Genomic DNA, 18076 nt, shown 5'->3' with positions numbered 1-18076 from the left:
CTTCGCTACCGCGCCCCCGCCCCCTCCAACAACGCCACAGCCTCTTCCCTCAGCTCCACCTTCCGCACCTTCCCGCTCACCGTCATCGGAAAGGTCTCCATGACCCTCAAGTAGCGCGGCACCTTGTAGTGGGCGAGCCGGCCTCGGCAGTAACGGGCCAGTTCCTCGCGGCTGAGGCCGCCCGCGTCGTCGTGGAGGATGACGCAGGCCATGATCTCCTCGCCCATCTGCTCGTCGGGGACCCCGATGACCTGGACGTCGGAGATCTTCGGGTGGGTGTGCAGGAACTCCTCGATCTCCCGCGGGTAGACGTTCTCCCCGCCCCGGATGATCATGTCCTTGCTGCGGCCGACGATCCGGACGTACCCCTCCTCGTCCATCACCGCCAGGTCACCGGTGTGCATCCAGCGGTCGGCGTCGATCGCCTCGGCCGTCCGCTCGGTGTCGTTCCAGTAGCCGAGCATCACCGAGTAGCCGCGGGTGCACAGTTCGCCGGGCTCGCCGCGGGGGGCGGTGGCGCCGGTCTCGGGGTCGACGATCTTCACCTCGATGTGCGGGAGCACCCGGCCGACCGTGCCCGTCCGGCGGTCCAGGTCGTCGTCGCGCCGGGTCTGGGTGGAGACCGGGGAGGTCTCGGTCATGCCGTAGCAGATGGTGACCTCCTCCATGTGCATCTCGGCGACGACCCGCTTCATCACCTCTGCGGGACAGGGCGAGCCCGCCATGATGCCGGTGCGCAGCGAGGAGAGATCGTACGTGGCGAAGTCCGGCAGGTCGAGTTCGGCGATGAACATCGTGGGCACGCCGTAGAGCGAGGTGCACCGCTCGCGTTCGACGGCGTGCAGGGTGGCGGTGGGGTCGAAGGTGGGGGCGGGGATGACGACGCAGGCGCCGTGAGTGGTGGCCGCGAGATTGCCCATGACCATGCCGAAGCAGTGGTAGAAGGGGACCGGCAGGGCGATCCGGTCCTCCTCCGTGTAGCCGAGCGTCTCGCCCACGAAATAGCCGTTGTTGAGGATGTTGCGGTGGGAGAGGGTGGCGCCCTTGGCGAAGCCGGTGGTGCCCGAGGTGTACTGGATGTTGACGGGGTCCTCGGGGCTCAGCCCGGCCTCCCGTTCGGCCAGCCGCTCGCGGGGCGTCCCGGCGCCGAGCCGGACCAGGCCCGTCCACGTCGGGTCGTCCAGGTAGACGACGTCGCGCAGGGCGGGGCAGTCTCCCCGGACCTGCTCGACCATGCGCCGGTAGTCGCTGGTCTTGTAGGCGACGGCCGAGACCAGCACCGACACCCCGGACTGCCGCAGGACGTAGGAGAGTTCGTGGATCCGGTAGGCCGGGTTGATGTTGACCATGATCGCGCCGATGCGCGCGGTCGCGTACTGGACGATCATCCACTCCGGGCAGTTGACGGCCCAGATGCCGACCCGGTCGCCCTTGGCCACCCCTTGGCGAGCAGCCCCAGCGCGACCTCCTCCACGGCGCGTCCGAACTCCGCGTAGGTCCACCGCCGTCCGCCCTGGACGTCGACGAGCGCCTCGCGTGCACCGAAGAGGGCCACGGAACGGGTGAGGCTGGTGCCGATGGTCTCTCGAAGCAGGGGGGTGTCGACGGGGCCGCCCGCGTACGAGGGTGTGCTCACCGGTGGTCTTCCTCTCTGAATTCGGTACCGCCGCCCTGCGCGGTGCGTTCGCGCAGCTCGATGCGGCGGATCTTGCCGGACACGGTCTTGGGCAGTTCGGCGAACTCCAGCCGGCGGACGCGTTTGTACGGCGCGAGGACGGCCCGCGAGTGGGCGAACAGCGCCTTCGCGGTGTCCGGCCCCGGCTCCCAGCCTTCGGCGAGGACGACGTACGCCTTGGGCACCGACAGCCTCAGCGGGTCGGGCGCGGGCACGACGGCGGCCTCCACGACGGCCTCGTGCTCCAGGAGCGCGCTCTCCAGCTCGAACGGCGAGATCTTGTAGTCGCTGGACTTGAAGACGTCGTCAGCACGCCCGATATAGGTGATATATCCGTCTTCGTCCCGGGCGCCGATGTCGCCGGTGCGGTAGTAGCCGCCGGCCATCGCCTCCGCGGTGCGCTCGGGGTCGCCGGCGTAGCCGGTCATCAGGCCGACGGGCCGGGCGGCGGGGCCGCCCGTGAGGTCGAGGCAGATCTCCCCCTCGTCGGCCGGCTCACCGGTGACCGGGTCGAGCAGGACGACGGTGAAGCCGGGGCTCGGACGGCCCATGGAACCCGCTTTCAGCGGCTGCCCGGGCGGGTTGGCGACCTGGACGGACGTCTCCGTCTGCCCGAAGCCGTCCCGGATCGCGACGCCCCAGGCCCGCCGGACGGCCTCGATGACCTCCGGGTTGAGCGGCTCGCCCGCCGCCACCACCTCGCGCGGCGGGGTGCGCAGGGCCCGCAGGTCTGCCTGGATGAGCATCCGCCACACGGTCGGCGGGGCGCAGAAGCTCGTCACCCCGCAGCGGTCCATCTCGGCCATCAGGCGGGCCGGGTCGAACCGGGTGTAGTTGACGACGAAGACCGTCGCGCCGGCGTTCCAAGGCGCGAAGAAGTTGGACCAGGCGTGTTTGGCCCAGCCGGGTGAGGAGATGTTGAGGTGCACGTCGCCGGGGCGCAGCCCGATCCAGTACATCGTGGACAAGTGGCCGATGGGGTACGAGGTGTGGGTGTGCTCGACGAGCTTGGGGCGGGCGGTGGTGCCAGAGGTGAAGTACAGGAGGAGGGGGGCGTCGGCCGGGGTGGGCCCGTCGGGGACGAAGCCCTCGTCGTCCGCCTCTTCCGCCGCGCCGTCCTCGTAGGGGAGCCAGCCGGACGGCGGGGTGCCGCCGACGGCGATCCGGGTGTAGTCGCCCGGCACCTCGGCGAACTTGCCGGCGTCGGCCGTCCGGACGACGACGTGCCGGGCCCGGCCGCGGCCGATCCGGTCGGCGAGGTCGGCGGGGCCGAGCAGCGGGGTGGCGGGGATGACGACGGCGCGCAGCTTCATCGCGGCGAGCATGGTCTCCCACAGCTCGGCCTGGTTGCCGAGCATGACGACGATCCGGTCGCCGGCGCGGACGCCGCGGGCGCGCAGCCGGCGGGCGGTGCGGTCGGAGCGGCGGCGCAGGTCGTCGAAGGACAGCTTGGTCTCGGAGCCGTCCTCCTCCACGATCCACAGGGCGGTGACGTCGTTCCCCCGGGCGAGCGGGTCGAACCAGTCGAGCGCCCAGTTGAACTCCGCGGGCCGGGGCCAGACGAAGCCGTCGTACGCGGCGCGGTAGTCCTCCCGGTGGGCGAGCAGGAAGTCCCGCGCGGCCCGGAAGGTTTCGGAACCGGTCGTCGCTCCGGCCGGCGTACCGGTCGCCGCTCCGGCCGGTGCTCCCGCCCTGTTCTCTGCCGCCTTCTCTGCCGCCACGTGTTCCTCCAGTTGCCGCGCGAGCCGTCGATCCGCAGGTGAGCATCGTGCGTCGGTGATCGAAGACCCGCCAGCCCCGGGCGGGACTGTCCGCGCCACGCGAACAGGGGATTCCCGCCGGGGTTCCCGGGGGACGGCCGTCCCCGCACAAGTCCTTCCGAATTCTTTGCCCGTCCATGGCAGAGTGGTAGTGGGACCCGGCGCACGGGAGGGGCGCACACCCGGCGCACGGGTTCACGGCGGTCGGTCGCGCGCCGGGTGGTCCGCCGTCGGTGACCGTCCCGGGAGGCGGGGGGCGCGCTCATATGACGCCCATTGCGTCAACGGGCCGTCAAGGCTCCCGTGTGCCGGGTCAACAGGCTGTCAAGGAAACGGTCGTCCGGTGTCCGGCCGGGCATACCGTGGGCAGCGCGGCGCCCCGGCCGCCGGCTCGGGCGCACTGTCCCTGACCGACCATGCTCACCCCGGTTCGCTTTTCCCTCATCCTTCCCGAGGACTGTCATGCGTGTAAACCGAACTCCCGCCGAAGCCGCCGCGGCAGCGGCCGCGACGGCCGCCCACGTCCCGGTGGCCGACGGCGGGGAGTCCTCCGAAGAGCCCTCCCATCCCGGCGGGACGCCGCTCCCGGCCTCCGCCGCCCCCGCCTCCGCCTCCGCCTCCGCCTCCGCCTCCGCCTCCGCCCTCCAGGCTCCCCCGCCCTCGGACCCCACGCTGTACGTGCCCGTCCGGCCCTGTCCCGTGGGCTTCGCGCTCCGCGTCTTCCGCACGCCCCTCGGAGGCCGCACGGCCGTCGCCTTCACCACGCGCGCACGGCTCGCCGCGTGCCTCGGCCCGCACCAGCCGACCATCCGACTGGCCCTGCCGGCCGTACGAGCGCTCGCCGCGCCCCTCGGCGTCACTCTCGTCTCCGTCGACCCACAACTCACCGCCCCGGCGGTCCGCCGCTCCCCTGACGGGCCGTCGCCCGCGGCGCTGTTGCCTACGCTTCCGGGCTGAGGCGGCGGGCGGGTTCGCGTACGGCTTGGGGGGCCGGGCTCACGGCTTGGGGCTTGGGCTCGGGGCTCGTACGGGCGCGTAAGCGGGTCGGGCGCGCCCGGCTCGCGGCTCTTGGCGCGTGGCGCGTACGGCCGGACCGGCGTGTGCGTAGCGCGAACCCGGCCGGAGCGTCAGGGCCGCGGCCACCCCGCGCCCGTACGACCCGCGACCCGCGACCCGCGACCCGCGACCCGCGACCCGCGACCCGCGACCCGCGACCCGCGACCCGCGACCCGCGACCCGCGACCCGCGACCCGCGACCCGCGACCCGCGACCCGCGACCCGCGACCCGCGACCCGCGACCCGCGACCCGCGACCCGCGCGTGAACGCCCCACGCCCGCAGGGAGACACGCGGGTACCGGAGAGAGAGCCACCGAAACCACGGGCGCGCCCTGGTACCCCGGCCTCCGCCTCCTCCGCCCACCCCTGCGAACCCCGCCGCCCCTCCATACCGACATGCCGACATACCGACACTCCGAAGGCGTCGAAGGAATCCCCGTGACCCTTGTGCCCCTCCCCCTCGACCTCCCGCACCCTGCCCCGCTCTCACCCGAGCCCATATCCTCCGCACCTCCCACAACCCCCACAACCGCCGTATCGCCCATACCTCTCGGAGTCCCCGACACCGCCGCCCCGGCGCCCCTCTGGCCGGCCTCCGCCCGTACTCTGCCCTCCGGCGAGGTGGCCGTGGGCGGGGTCTCCCTGGCCGAGCTCGCCGACCGCTTCGGCACCCCGGCGTACGTCCTCGACGAGGACGAGGTGCGCGCCCGGGCGCGCGCCTGGCGCGCCGCGCTCCCGGACGCCGGGATCGCCTACGCCGGCAAGGCGTTCCTCTGCCGCGCCATGGTCCGCTGGATCGACGAGGAGGGGCTGGACCTCGACGTCTGCTCCGCCGGGGAACTCGACCTCGCCGTGCACGCAGGCTTCCCCGCCGAGCGCGCCGTGCTGCACGGCAACGCCAAGAGCCCCGCGGACCTGCGTGCCGCGCTCCGGTTCGGCGTGGGCCGGATCGTGCTGGACAGTGCGGGCGAGATCGCCCGGCTCGCCGCGCTCGTACCCGCCGGGACCCGGCAGCGGGTGCTGCTGCGGGTGGTCCCGGGCGTGGCGGCGGGGGCTCATGCGGCGGTACGGACGGGAGTGGAGGGGCAGAAGTTCGGGCTGTCGATCGCGGACGGCGCGGCCGAGGAGGCGGTGGTGCGCATCCTGGGGCAGCCCCGGCTCGAACTCGTGGGCCTGCACTGCCATCTCGGCTCGCAGATCACCTCCACCGACCCGTACGCGGCCGCCGTCCGGAGGCTGGTCGAGTTGCTCGCCCGGCTGCGCGACCGGCACGGCGTCACCCTTCCCGAGCTGGACCTGGGCGGCGGCTTCGGCATCGCCTACCGCCCCGGCGACCCGGCCCTGGACCCCGCCGAGTACGCCGGCCGCGTCACCGCGGAACTCGCCCTGCGCTGCGCCCACGCCGAACTCCCCGTCCCCGGCTGACGGTGGAGCCGGGCCGCTGGATCGCGGGCCCCGCCGGGGTGGCCCTCTACCGGGTGCTCGCGGTGAAGACGGCGGGCGGACACACCTTCGTCGCCGTCGACGGCGGCATGAGCGACAACCCGCGTCCCGCCCTCTACGGCGCCCGCTACACCGTCCACCCGGCGAACCGTTCCTCCCTGGCGCCGGCCCGGGCCGTGACGGTGGTCGGCCGGCACTGCGAGGCCGGTGACGTCCTCGCCGAGGACGTCCCGCTCCCGGCCGACCTGCGCCCGGGCGATCTCCTGGCGGTCCCCGCCGCGGGCGCCTACCACCTCTCGATGGCCTCCGCCTACAACCACGTCGGCCGCCCGCCCGTCGCGGCCGTCTCCGGGGGCCGGGCGCGGCTCCTGGTCCGCCGGGAGACGCCGGAGGACCTGCGGAGCCGCGACGTCGGGGTGTAGGGAGGCGCACCCCGGCCCTTCCCATAGGGGGGCACCCACCAACGGGCCGAGTGGTGCGCCCGGGGCGCCGTCCAGCCCGTCCGGCGTTTGAGGACCTCGCGGCGCAGCCGCGATGCGGGGGCCTGGGGGCTCGCTCCGGGAAACGGCGAAGGGGAGGGACCGGGGCGCCTCAAACGTCCCGCGCCACCGCGCGGATCAGAGCCCGGGACTCCTCCCGGTCCAGAGCCGCGTTCTCCATCCACGCGAGCTGCGCCCGGCACTTCGCCAACTGCAACTCCGCATGCCAGAAGAGCGGCCCGAGCTCCGAATCCAGCTGCGCCGTGTCCAGTTGCCGAACCGGCCCCTCCGCGTACAGCAGCGAGTGCCCGGCCCCGGGGAACGCGCCGCTGGAGACCGGGACGACCCGCAGGACGACGTGGTCCAGCTCGGACACCTCGGTCAGGTACTCCAGTTGACGCCGAGTCACGTCCCGGCCGCCGAAACGGGTCCGCAGCGCGGTCTCGTGGATGTATCCGACGTAGTCCAGCGGCCGGTCCCCGCGGAGGACGCGGGCCCGTTCCATCCGGAAGGCCACCCGGAGTTCCACCTCCAGCCGGCTCGGCGGCGGCAGGACCGCGGCGAAGATCGAGCGGGCGTAGTCCTCGGTCTGGAGGAGTCCGGGGAGGTGCATGACCTGGGAGGTCAGGACCCGTTCCGCGTGCCACTCCAGCTCCGCGATGTCGAGCATGCCCGGCGGCAGGTCCTCCCGGTACCGCTCCCACCAGCCCTGTTTGCGGTCGGTGGCCATGTCGGCGAGTGCCTCGATGTACCGCTCGTCGGAACACGCGTAGTTGCAGGCGAGGATGCGCAGTCTCTCCGGTGAGACGACGCGCGTCCCCGACTCCATGTGGGAGATCTTCGTACGGTCGACGCCGAGCAGGCGGGCGGCGTAGTCGGTGGAAACCCCGGCCGCGGTGCGCATCTTCCGCAGCTCGCTCCCCAGCCTCTTCTGGCGTTCGGTGGGTGTCGTTCTGGGCGGCATGTGCCTTTCCTACTGGCTTGCGGGCTCGCCCGGCCCGGTACGGCCGTCCGTTCACCCGATGGAGGCATGAGCCACCGGCGGAGTGGCACGCGTGCCCCGCCATAGGGGGGCGCGCCGGGCGTTCCACACGCCCGGCGCACGCATCGGCTCACGTACGGCGCGGGAGTGGCGTCACACCTCCCGGCGCATGCACACCCGCGGCCACCGGTCCAGCCCGTGCGCGGCCTCCCGTTCCCGTACCGCCCGGAGCTCCGGGGTGATCTCGTCCGCGGCCAATCGGCGGAAGCCGCAGCGCTCGTAGTAAGGCGCGTTCCAGGGGACGTCGGCGAACGTGGTGAGCGTCAGCGCGGGAACCCCCGCCGCGCGGGCGACGGTCGCGAGGTGCTCCAGCAGCGCCCGTCCGACGCCGCGGCGGGCGGCACCGGGGTGGACGGAGACCTGCTCGACGTGGAGGTTGCCGTCGATCAGGTCGGCGAGCAGGTAGGCGACGATCGAGGGGTCCCCGTCCGCGTCCCCCCGCCCGCCCTCCGTCGCCACCCAGGCGCGCCCGGCCCGGCGGTACTCCTCCAGTTCGTCGAGCGGAGGCGGCTCGTCCGCGGCGATCTCCGCCATGCCGACCTCGCGGAACCGTTCGCCCGCGGCCCGTTCGACGTCCTGGAGGAGCGGCAGTTCGGCGGGGTGGGGAGGGCGTATGCGCATGGGGCCAGTGTGGTGGGCGGGGACGCGGCACGTCGAACCGTTAATCGAGCTCCGCCGGGGGGCCGCCGGGTCTGCCGACGACCGCCGGAGACCACCGCGACCGCCGCGACCGCCGCGACCGCCGAAGACAACTGCGGACCACCGCGAACCACCGGGAAGCCGCGGGCCACTGCGAACCACCGGGAAGCCGCGGACCGCTCACCGTCCCGTGAACAGATTCCGCACCCGCCGCCGCGCCCGGCCGGCCGGCCCGTAGTCGTCGTCGCCGTCCCTCCGCTTCCTCGTCGGGGCGTTCAGGACGGTCCAGCTGACCGCCGAGACGGCGGGTTCGAGGGAGAGGCGGCTAACGGCCTCCTCCAGGAGGCTGTCGTCGCGGCGCTCGGTGGTCAGGTCGGCGGAGACGGTGACCTTCCCGGCGTCCTCCGCGTCGCGGCTGTGCACCGAGCGCAGCCGGAAGCCGGGGCGGCCGACGGCCTGGACGACGAGGGTGCGGACGTGGGCTTCCTCGGGTTCGGTGCAGACGACCTCGAAGTGGTAGTCGGTCGCCACCTCCGCCCCGCCGCTCGGCTCCCGGTCCAGCCGCCGGGCGAGGGGCCGCAGCAGGGTGTTGGCGGCGACGACGCCGGCCGTGCCGAGCATCGCGATCACGTAGAGCCCGGTGCCGGCGAGCGCGCCGACGGCGGCCGAACACCACAGGGTGGCGGCCGTGTTCAGCCCGCGTACGCGCAGACCGTCACGCATGATCACACCCGCACCGAGGAAACCGATCCCCGAGACGATCTGCGCCGCCACCCGGGACCCGTCGTAGCCGGTGGTACTGGTGGCGTCGGAGAAGCCGAACGTGGAGAGGAGCACGAAGAGGGCGGACCCGGCGGCGACGAGGGCGTTCGTCCGCAGCCCCGCCATCCGGGCCCGCCACTGGCGCTCCAGCCCGATGACCGAGCCCAGCCCCAGCCCGGCCCCGATATTGGCCGCCATGTGCCACTCCTGAACCATCGCCCGTCTCCTCCTCCGTGGTCTCCTGCGTCGCTTTGATATCGGCGACTCATGGCCGGCTGTTGAGCGGGAGGGGCATGCCGGGACGGGTGGGTGGGACCACCGGCGTCCGCGCCGGCAGACGGTGACCGGACCGGCCGGACCACAGCCCCACGGTGGCGCATGGCACCCGTGGCACAGCCGCTCGCCGCACAGCGGCTTCGCCTGCCCCAGGAGACCGATCTTCATGCCGAACGGGCAGAAGGGGACTGCCACCGTCAAAGGCGGTCATCGCCGGACTCGCGGGCCCGCGCCTTCACTGCGAACCTGAGCGGGCGCCGCGCCGCCGACGACGCACATGCTCGCGCCCACCGGGGGACGCTATCCGCAGTCGCCCAGGACCGGACCCGAGTCGACGGGCGAGTACGTGGCGTACAGCAGGAAGAGCTCGATCGGGATCGTCAGCACACCAGGCCATACGCCGAGGTACGCCACGAGGCCCGGCCTGGTCCCCGCGAGCCGGACACCGTGCCGCCGGCGGAACCACCGGGCGAGCAGGACGCAGACGACGACCGCCGAGAGACCGAGGACCGGTCCCGCCCACGCGGCGACATGCTCCGCCTTCGGGAAGGGCAGGTGCCGGCACTCCGCCTGTTGCCGGTCCACCCAGTCGCTGTCGATGCTCTGGACCTGCCACGAGGTGACCACGCCGCCGGCGGTCGCCAAAGGCACCCACAGCGCGGCGAGGAGAGTGCCGAGCGTGAAGGAGCGCCTCCGTCCCGAGCGTTCGGGCGTGGAAGAAGCCGAAGCGGCCATCAGTACCCATCCGGGTGTGGGCGGACGAAGTGAACGCGCTGCTCGCCATGGGTTCCTGGTCGCGATGTGCTCCCGGGCCGCCAGGCACGACTGCCCGGGCCCGGCCGGGCCCGGAGCTCGTCCGGGGACGCCACGGGCCAGTGCACGCCACCGCCCACGACGAGCGAGCGGGGCGGCCCCGGTTCGTTCGCCGGTGCCGCCCCGTTCGTGCCGCGATGTCGCGGCGTGCGTCGCCGGACGCGTCACCTCACGGCGACACCATGGTCTTCCAGGTGCCGATCCGCTTCGGGCCCGTGCCCTCGTAGAGGGAGGTCTCGCCCTCGACCCAGCGGACCAGCAGGTCGGCGCGCCGGCCGGAGCCGGTGAAGTCGCCCGCCGCCATCGCGGAGTTGCGGGTGTACGACGGGTGGGCGGGCTGGAGGACGGCGCTTCCGCCGAGGCGGCCGGACGTGGCGGTGATGCCGGGGAACGCCTCCAGCTTGCCGTCCGCGCGGCGGACGAGCAGGTCGGCGCCCTTGCCGGAGAGCTGCGCGGTGGTGAGGGAGACGGCGTCCTTCCAGGCGGCGTCCTTCGTCACCAGGGTGCGTTCGCGGCCGGTGCCGCTGCCGGTGACGCCGCTGTGCAGGGTGACGTCGCCGTCCTTCCAGCGGACCACGACGTCGTTCGCCTTGCCCGAGTTGAAGGCGCCGGCGGTGATCGCGGTGGCGTACTTCCACTCGGAGCCGGCCTGCTGGACGACGTACTCCTTGGTGCCGGTCAGCCGCGCCGCGCTGATGTCGGAGTACACGCTCACCTTGCCGGTGGAGGTGTCCTTCTTGTCGTCCTTGGCCCACAGGACCATGAGGTCGGGGCGGCCGTCGCCGGTGAAGTCGCCCGCGGTGACGGAGCGGGCGTTCTTCCAGAAGCTCTTCTGCTTCGCGAGGGTGCGCGGGGCGCCGAAGCCGCCGCGGCCGTCGCCCGGGTAGAGCGTGGCCTCGCCGTCCTTCCAGATGACCAGCAGGTCGTCGTGGCCGTCGGCGTCGACGTCGGCGGCGATGACGTGGGTGGCGTACTTCCAGTCGCTCGCGGGACCGGCCAGCCGGCCTTCGTACAGGCCGCGCAGCGGGGCGGTGCCCGGGGCGCGGTCCGCGACGGCGGCGCGGTAGAGGTCCTGGATCTCCTGCCCGTAAACGGGCGAGTAGCTCATCCAGTCGTCGTGGCCGGAGCTGCGCGGCGGGCCGCCGCCGTAGTAGCCGCCCACGTTGCCTATGACGTCGCCGGTGCGGGTCTTGGCGTTGTAACCGGTGACCCACGGGCCTCCGGAGACGCCGCCGTAGAACCCGGCGCACCGCATGAGCATCTGGCGGAAGCCCGTGAGCCGCTCGGTCGGCACGGTGCAGCTGATCGCCCGCTGGCCGTTGCCGCTGAGGTGCGGGTAGCCGTGGACGGTGACCTGGTTGGCGAGGCGCGGGGTGTCGCGCAGCCGCAGCCCGGCGCCGGTGACCTCCTCCACCTGCTTCTTGCGCTGGTACTCCGGGCCGACGCGCAGGAACGCGAAGTCGAGGTCGGAGTCGGCGCGCATGCTGTTGGGCTGGTAGTTGGCGTACGTGAACGCCTTCTGGACCGGGTAGCCGCCGAAGGGCTGGTCCTTCACCGCCTTGCCCTTGCGGAACTGCGGGATGAAGATGCCCTTGTCGGCCGCGTGCTTGGCGCAGTGCCCGGCGGTGAGGACGAGGTTCCGGTGCGCGCTGCGGACGATGCTCGCGGAACAGTACGTGGCGCCCGTGGCCTTGGTGTCGAAGAAGAACGTGCCGACGGCGGGTATGCCGTCCCCGTACACGCCCTTGGGGGTGCCCTTGGGGGCGGTGCCGACGGGTCCGGGCGGGGCCAGCCGGGAGACCCCGGGGCGTGGGGACGCGGCGGGCGCGCCCCGGCCGGCGTCCAGCGGCACGGCCGCGGCGAGGCGGTCGGCCGTCCAGAACTTCTCGACGGCGGACGGGGTGGCGCGGGTCGCGGGGGCCGACGCGGAGGACGTGGGCTTCGAAGTGGTGCCGGAGCCGGGACCCGTGCCGGGGCCGGGGGCCGCCACGGCGGCGGTGGCGGAGGCGCCACAGGCCGCCATGGCGAGGACGGTGGCGAGGCTCCGGGACCATCTGTGAGGTGTCAAGGCGACTCACTGCACTAGGGAACTGGGGACAAACATTCGACCAAATATTTGCACAGTGCAGTTGATGGCGGGGCCGCCGGGGTGGCCGGGCCGCCGCCCGCCACCCCTTCCCCGCTTGGGCGGAGACCTGTTCCCGCTTACGCGGGGCCCCTTTCCCGCTTACGCCGGGACGAATCCCGGCCGCCCCGCCCGGGACACGAAGCTCGCGTCGGTACCGACGGGCGCCCCGGCCGCGTGGCGTACGGCAGGACGCGGTAGTCGGCCCTCACCCCGTCCGGGGTGAAGGTGACGACGACGTAACCCCGGCGCTCCGCGTAGTACTTGATGTGCGGATTGACCCGCATCACGTTCTCCCAGTCGTCCGGCCGCTCGACCCCGTCGAACCCGCTGGACACGGACGTGCCCACGATCTCGACGCCCACAGTCGCGGAGGCCGGGTCGTCGAAGTCCTCCTTGATGTCCATCGCGTAGTGGACGTGGACGTCGCCGGAGAGGACGACGAGGTTGGCGATCCCGGCGTCCCGCGCCCCCTGGAGGACCCGGCGGCGCGAGGCCGGATACCCGTCCCAGGCGTCCATCGACACCTTGGCCCGCCCGACGTTCCCCTTCCGCCGGCAGAAGGCGACCTGCTGGACGACGACGTTCCAGAGCGCGGACGACCCCCGGAAGCCGTCCAGCAGCCACCCCTCCTGCTCGGCCCCGGTGAGCGTCCGCGCGGGGTCCTCCGACTCGGGCCCGGGGTATTGCCAGCCGTCCCCGTACGCCTGGTCGGAGCGGTACTGCCGGGTGTCGAGGACGTCGAACCGCACCAGCCCCCCGTAATCGAACCGCCGGTACAGCAACGCGTCCGGGCCGCAGGGGCGCTGCGCCTCGCGCAGCGGCATGTGTTCCCAGTACGCGCGGTAGGCGGCGGCTCGGCGGCGCAGGAACTCGTCGGTGGGGAGGTTGCCCTGGGAGACGGCGCCGGCGTAGTTGTTCTCGACCTCGTGGTCGTCCCAGGTGACGATCCAGGGGTGCGCGGCGTGCGCGGCCTGGAGATCGGCGTCGGTCTTGCCGAGGGCGTAGCGCAGCCGGTAGCCGTCGAGGGTGGTCAGCCAGTGGTTGAAGACCTCCGGCAGCTGCTGCTCGCCGCTGTAACCGCGCGCGCCGGCCTGGGCGTTGATCTCGTTCTCGTAGATGTAGTCCCCGACGAAGAGGACGGCGTCCAGGTCCTCCCGCGCGAGGTGCGCGAGCGCCGTGTAGTACCCCTCGTCGTACTGCTGGCAGGAGGCCAGCCCCACCCTCACCTGGCGGACGTCGGACCCGGGCGGGGGCGCGGTCCGCGTCCGCCCCACCGGACTGGCCCACGGCCCGCAGCGGAAGCGGTACCAGTACGTCTGCCCCGGCTCCAGCCCGCCCACCTCGACGTGCACACTGTGCGCGTCCGCCCCGTCGGCCGCCGCGACCCCGCTCTGGACGACGTCCCGCAGCTCCTCGTCGGCGGCTACGGTCCACTCCACCGGAATGCGGCACTCCGGCGGCAACCCGCCATCCGCCTCCAACGGCCGTGGCGCCAGCCTCGTCCAGAGCACGACCCCGTCCGGCAGCGGATCCCCGGACGCGACCCCCAGGGTGAACGGCTCCTCGCCCACCTCCTGCCCGCTCAACTCCCTGTCCGACCGCCGCTGCCGCCGCAACTCGCGCGTCATGCGCTCCACTCCCTCACGTAACGGAGTCCGACGGGACGAGGGTACCGCCGGGAGCGGGGGGTGGGATCCCGTCATGCGGGGTCGGGGGGTCACGTGGCGGGGTGGCGACGGGACCTCCAAGGCGGCTCGCTCGCACGGTGGTTCCCCTCCCCCGGCGCCTCCGCCGACTCGACGGCCACACGAGCACACGCTGCCGCGATCAGCTGCCGCAAGGCCCCCGGGTCGACGAGTTCCTCCTCTCCTTGCGGTGGGCAGAGGAGCCAGTGCGTACCGGGTGGATCGGCCCGGTACGGCGCCGGAACGCCGAGGAAGTGGTCGGCGGCCAGGACGTGAATGCCGGGAACGTCCCATCCCATGGCCGTCCCCGGTGGCACGAGGACGTAGAACCAGCGTCCGGACGGATCGACGATCACGGCGCTCGCGACGCCGGCCGCCTTGAAGGCCCCCTCGACAGCGTCTCGTTCGCCACTGCCCGCCAGCACCCCGACCACACCGGCGGCCAGCCGGACGGCTTCGAAGTGCATACCGGTCCGGAGCATGGCGGGCGCGTCGCGCATCCATGTCTCGCGGATCTCGCGGGGGCGGGGGTCGCGGGATACGAGCCAGTCGGCGTTGTACCTGATCACGGTCGACTCCGATCGAATGATGGTGATTGAAGGGCAGGCCGATTGCGCGGCATACCGGGTGGGACTGCTCCCACAGCGGTCAGCAGCCACCCGGGCCGGGACACGGGCTTGGGGAAGAACACCCGGCGCAAAGCGGCGCCTCACAGAGGCCGCCCGACGGACACAGACACTTCGTCTATCTCAATTCGAGGTGGACCCACACGGTCTTACCGGGACCATCCAGCCGCTGCCGAACCCCCCACTTCGTCGCAAGGCAGGCGACAATCAGGAGACCTCGGCCTGATTGGCCGACACGATCGAGGTCAAAGCCGGCTTCACAACTTGCGTATGGCACCTCGGCAACGAACTCAGGTTCGTTCGGCGTCGGTTCAGGAATGCTCAGGCCAGACCAGTCGGTCACTTCGATGACAAGCACTCCGCGTCTGCGACGCAGGCAGAGCTCGAACACGCCCTCGCCCCCTGTGGCGTGCAGCACGGCATTGGTCGCCAGTTCACTGACCAGAAGGACAGCCGACGCGGCCGGCTCGGCTCGAACCTTCCAGTCCCGGCACACCGATTCGACATACCTCCGAGCGCCGAAAACAGCTCTCCGATCAGTTCGGAAATCGCGTCGGGTCGTGCGTCCGGACATGCAGCCCCCAGGGCAGGCAGACGGAACCTGGGCCACGAGCGCCACTCACGGTCGGCACCATGTGGCGCACCTCACGCTAGAGTGCAACTCACGCAGACTGCAACTCAATGTCAACGCAAAGTTGCATTTCACCTCGTAGAGGTTACTCGCTAGCGTGTAGCGTCACGACGCGTGCAGACTGGACACAGACAGTCAGGGAGGGACCATGCCCGCAGGTGGGCGACCGACGGTTCGCAGCAGGCGACTTGGCGCGACACTGCGGCGCTACCGCGAGGCGGCCAAGTTGGATCAGGAGCATGCGGCAGAAAAGATCGCCGGCTCCAAGTCCAAGGTGAGCCGCATCGAAGCGGGGCAAGTCACCGCCAAGCCGGGCGACGTGCGCCTCATGCTCGAACTGTACGGAGTCACCGACCCCGTCGTTCGTGAACACCTTGAGCGACTTGCCCGGGTCAGCAATCGACGCGGCTGGTGGATGGACCACCGGCTTCCGGACCAGTTCACCGACCTCGTCACCCTCGAAGGCGACGCCTCATACATTCGCACCTGGCAGCCGCTGTTCATCCCCGGCTTGCTCCAAACCCCGGACTACGTGCGCACGCTGACGCGGCACTCCAGCCTCAACGTCTACACAGCGGAAGCCGAAGAGGCCTTCCTGAAGGTCAAGGAAGAACGGCGGCGCGCGATCGGCGAGAAGGGCGCGCACTTCGCAGCGGTGATCTGGGAGCCGGCCCTTACGGCACCCATGCCGTCCGCCGAAGTGCATCGCGAACAGCTGTGTCACATCGCAGAGATGGCACAGCAGCCGAATGTGACGGTTCAAGTCCTTCCGGTGAGCGAGTGGAAAGCCGCGCACATGGCAAGCCACTTCGTGGTCTACAGCTTCGGCCCGGAGCCCGCACCGGAAGCCGTCGCCTTCGACACCCCTACGAACACTGTCATCCTGGAGGAACCGGACGACGTCGCCAAGCACGTCCGCATCTTTGAAGCGCTGCGCTCGTCCGCTCTTGCTCCCGATCAGAGCGTGGAATTCCTCCGGACCGTAATGAAGGACATCCCGGAAGGCGGGGAAGCTGAATGATGAAGAACCGGCACATCGTAACGGAGTTCAAGAAGGCATCCGCCTCGCAGGGCCCGTACCAGGAATGCGTGGAAGTCGCCCGGACAGCCGACGGAGGGCGAGCCATACGGGACAGCCAGGATCGCGAAGGGCCCGTCCTGTTCTTCACCGCCGGCGAGTGGGCCGCCTTCGCGGACGGCATGGCGAAAGGGGAGTTCGACGACCTGTAGGAGAGAGGCCCCCGCTGATTTGACGGAGTCCGGTGCCTCAGCCCGGTACCAGTTGCCAGGGCTTCATCGCGCCTGGAAACTTCCGAGATTGACGATCAGCACTCAGCTCGGCTGAACGCTCGAATGTGGGTCGTCAGCTCGGTGAGGTGGTCGATGCGGAAGGTCGGCAGCTCCGAGGCGAGCGGATCGTGCTGTTGGATGACGCCCCACGGGCCGCGACGGACAAGAGCCGTCCGCATGCCGGCCGCAACCGCCGGCCGGATGTCGTTGTCCAACCGGTCGCCCACATACAGGATCTCCTCGGCCTCGAAAGGCACCGCCTTCGCGACGCGGGCGAAGAACTCGGGATCGGGCTTGCTCGCACCCCAGTCGTCAGAGGTGCCGATGAGATCCACGTCCTCCTGGAACAGCTCACGGAGCAGGCTCCCCGCTCGGACGGTCTGGTTGCCCGCGATGGCCAGCCACAGACCGGCGGCACGCAGTTCCCGCAGTGCGGGCCGTACGTCCGGATAGAGGTCGGCCTCACCGAACCATTCCGGCTTCCCGGCCGCCGCACGCCTCTCCCGCTCCGCGTGAAGGTCGAACCCAGGGCGGAAGACCTGAAACGTCTCGCGATAGTCCCGGCCTTGGGCGATGACCGCTCCGAACGTGGCGGCGAACGTATGACGCGGCACGCCCAGCCAGTCCGCCCAAGTCCCGTACTCCCTCGTCTCGTCCACAAGGCACTCACCGACGTCGAAGACCACAGCTCTGATCACGGGAGGCATGCTAGGGCCGGTTGCGTCCGGTGCACCACCGGACGCAACGACGACGCCATCAGCCCCTGTCGGGCGCGGACGAGCAGGCCGGGCACGCCGTGGCGCGAGCCGGGTCGTAGCGGCGGTAGCCGCAGGCGCACAAGGGCCAGTCGAGGCAGGCGGGGCACTGGCGGTAGGGGGCGGTGACGGGGACGCCGCAGGCGCCGTCCCTGCCGGTGCATTCGGTCATGGGCGGGCGGTGGGCGACGGCCTCGGCCGGGGTGCGGTCCGCGGTGCGGGACGGATCCTCGGCGGGTTCCCCGCGGGTGGCGGACGGTCCGGGGAGGGCTGCGTGGCCGCGGCAGGCGGGACAGGGGAGGTCCGGGTCGTCCGGGTCGAAGCCGTCCTCGCAGGCGGCGTAGCAGCCGGCGGGGGCCAGGAGCCACAGGACGACGTCGTCGGGCCCGTAACCGTCCCGCCGCTCGTCGGCGTCCCGCCGGAGGGGACGGTTCGACCAGCTCGTCCACCAGCGGCGTTCGACGCGTTCGACAAGCTGGCGCGCCGTGCGGTGGTCCAGTTGGGCCCAGATCGTCCGCATCGCCTCCGGTGGGTAGGCGCCGCCGCAGGCGCGCAGGAGGCGGTCCGGGACGGCCGCCAGGACCGCCCGCAGCGGGTCGCGGGAACCGGCCTGCTCCAGGCAGCGGTCGCAGCGGTCGCGGCCGGCGGTGTGCGGGTAGAAGTGGCGGCGCCAGCGGCGCTTGCGGTCCTTGCGCGCCTCGGGCTCCACCGCATGGACGGTGAAGTCGCGTTCCGGCAGCGAACCTTGGCAGGTGCGGCACCTGCCCTGGCAGGTCAGGCACCGGCCGCCCGTCGCGGAGGGCGCCTGGCAGTCCGGGCACTCCCGCCGGCAGACGTCGCACAGGTGGTCCTCCGGGTGCGGCACCGGCAGCCAGCGGTAATCCCCCTGGCAGCGGATGCACTTGGCCGGGTTGACCTCGTCGTTGGGGGTGGGGAGGACGGGACGCCCGGGGCACAGGTCGCAGCAGACGAACGCGTTCCCGTGACGGCGTCGGATCATGGGCGGCGCTCCCGG

The 18076-nt window shown here is 72.1% G+C and carries 13 protein-coding genes and 3 pseudogenes; 4 read left to right on the top strand and 12 right to left on the bottom strand.

Annotation, left to right across the window (positions count from 1 at the left end):
- Nucleotides 1–5: 5 nt before the first annotated feature.
- Nucleotides 6–1636 (bottom strand): annotated as a pseudogene (locus tag ACQEVS_RS26775) (AMP-binding protein).
- A complete protein-coding gene (locus tag ACQEVS_RS26770) occupies nt 1633–3282 on the bottom strand; it encodes an AMP-binding protein (RefSeq protein ID WP_433027919.1) in 1650 nt (549 codons plus the stop codon). Before ACQEVS_RS26770 ends, ACQEVS_RS26775 begins: the two are co-directional and overlap by 4 nt.
- Nucleotides 3283–3897: 615 nt before the next feature.
- On the opposite strand from ACQEVS_RS26770, the gene ACQEVS_RS26765 reads away from it, so the two are divergent.
- Complete coding sequence (locus ACQEVS_RS26765) at nt 3898–4392, top strand: SAV_915 family protein (RefSeq protein WP_433024305.1); 495 nt, start codon at nt 3898–3900, stop codon at nt 4390–4392.
- A gap of 538 nt (nt 4393–4930) precedes the next feature.
- Nucleotides 4931–6357: pseudogene (gene lysA / locus ACQEVS_RS26760) on the top strand (diaminopimelate decarboxylase).
- Between the two features lie 169 nt (nt 6358–6526).
- Here lysA and ACQEVS_RS26755 read toward each other — a convergent pair.
- From ACQEVS_RS26755 to ACQEVS_RS26720, 8 genes and pseudogenes are all read right to left on the bottom strand, one after another.
- Complete coding sequence (locus tag ACQEVS_RS26755) at nt 6527–7378, bottom strand: helix-turn-helix domain-containing protein (RefSeq protein ID WP_433024303.1); 852 nt, start codon at nt 7376–7378, stop codon at nt 6527–6529.
- A gap of 171 nt (nt 7379–7549) precedes the next feature.
- Nucleotides 7550–8077 (bottom strand): GNAT family N-acetyltransferase, encoded by a 528-nt coding sequence (locus tag ACQEVS_RS26750; protein ID WP_433024301.1) that lies wholly within the window; start codon nt 8075–8077, stop codon nt 7550–7552.
- A 198-nt stretch (nt 8078–8275) separates the two neighbouring features.
- Nucleotides 8276–9073, bottom strand: a complete 798-nt coding sequence (locus ACQEVS_RS26745; RefSeq protein ID WP_433024299.1) for an MgtC/SapB family protein — start codon at nt 9071–9073, stop codon at nt 8276–8278.
- Nucleotides 9074–9433: 360 nt separating this feature from the next.
- The gene (locus tag ACQEVS_RS26740; RefSeq protein WP_433024297.1) at nt 9434–9868 is read right to left on the bottom strand and encodes a hypothetical protein; all 435 of its coding nucleotides are present in this window, start codon (nt 9866–9868) and stop codon (nt 9434–9436) included.
- A gap of 247 nt (nt 9869–10115) precedes the next feature.
- A complete protein-coding gene (locus ACQEVS_RS26735) occupies nt 10116–12014 on the bottom strand; it encodes an FG-GAP-like repeat-containing protein (RefSeq protein WP_433024295.1) in 1899 nt (632 codons plus the stop codon).
- A 159-nt stretch (nt 12015–12173) separates the two neighbouring features.
- A pseudogene (locus ACQEVS_RS26730) lies at nt 12174–13702 on the bottom strand (alkaline phosphatase D family protein).
- Nucleotides 13703–13791: 89 nt separating this feature from the next.
- Nucleotides 13792–14328 (bottom strand): hypothetical protein, encoded by a 537-nt coding sequence (locus ACQEVS_RS26725; RefSeq protein ID WP_433024293.1) that lies wholly within the window; start codon nt 14326–14328, stop codon nt 13792–13794.
- A 175-nt stretch (nt 14329–14503) separates the two neighbouring features.
- Entirely contained in the window at nt 14504–14959 is a 456-nt protein-coding gene (locus ACQEVS_RS26720) for an ATP-binding protein (RefSeq protein ID WP_433024291.1), read from the bottom strand.
- 205 nt (nt 14960–15164) lie between these two features.
- Here ACQEVS_RS26720 and ACQEVS_RS26715 point away from each other — a divergent pair, with 205 nt between their 5' ends.
- Nucleotides 15165–16037, top strand: a complete 873-nt coding sequence (locus tag ACQEVS_RS26715) for a helix-turn-helix domain-containing protein (RefSeq protein WP_433024289.1) — start codon at nt 15165–15167, stop codon at nt 16035–16037.
- A complete protein-coding gene (locus ACQEVS_RS26710; RefSeq protein ID WP_433024287.1) occupies nt 16034–16246 on the top strand; it encodes a DUF397 domain-containing protein in 213 nt (70 codons plus the stop codon). Before ACQEVS_RS26715 ends, ACQEVS_RS26710 begins: the two co-directional genes overlap by 4 nt.
- Before the next feature lie 95 nt (nt 16247–16341).
- On the opposite strand, the gene ACQEVS_RS26705 is transcribed toward ACQEVS_RS26710, so the two are convergent.
- Nucleotides 16342–17013 carry an HAD family hydrolase gene (locus tag ACQEVS_RS26705; protein ID WP_433024285.1) on the bottom strand — a complete coding sequence of 224 codons (672 nt, stop codon included), beginning with the start codon at nt 17011–17013 and terminating at the stop codon, nt 16342–16344.
- A 49-nt stretch (nt 17014–17062) separates the two neighbouring features.
- Nucleotides 17063–18061, bottom strand: a complete 999-nt coding sequence (locus tag ACQEVS_RS26700) for a hypothetical protein (protein WP_433024283.1) — start codon at nt 18059–18061, stop codon at nt 17063–17065.
- Nucleotides 18062–18076 lie beyond the last annotated feature (15 nt).

This window comes from Streptomyces sp. CA-181903, from assembly GCF_050937075.1.
Classification (GTDB): Bacteria; Actinomycetota; Actinomycetes; order Streptomycetales; family Streptomycetaceae; genus Streptomyces.
Note: the sequence above shows the minus strand (reverse complement) of the source record. Positions and strands in the feature narration are given on the sequence as shown.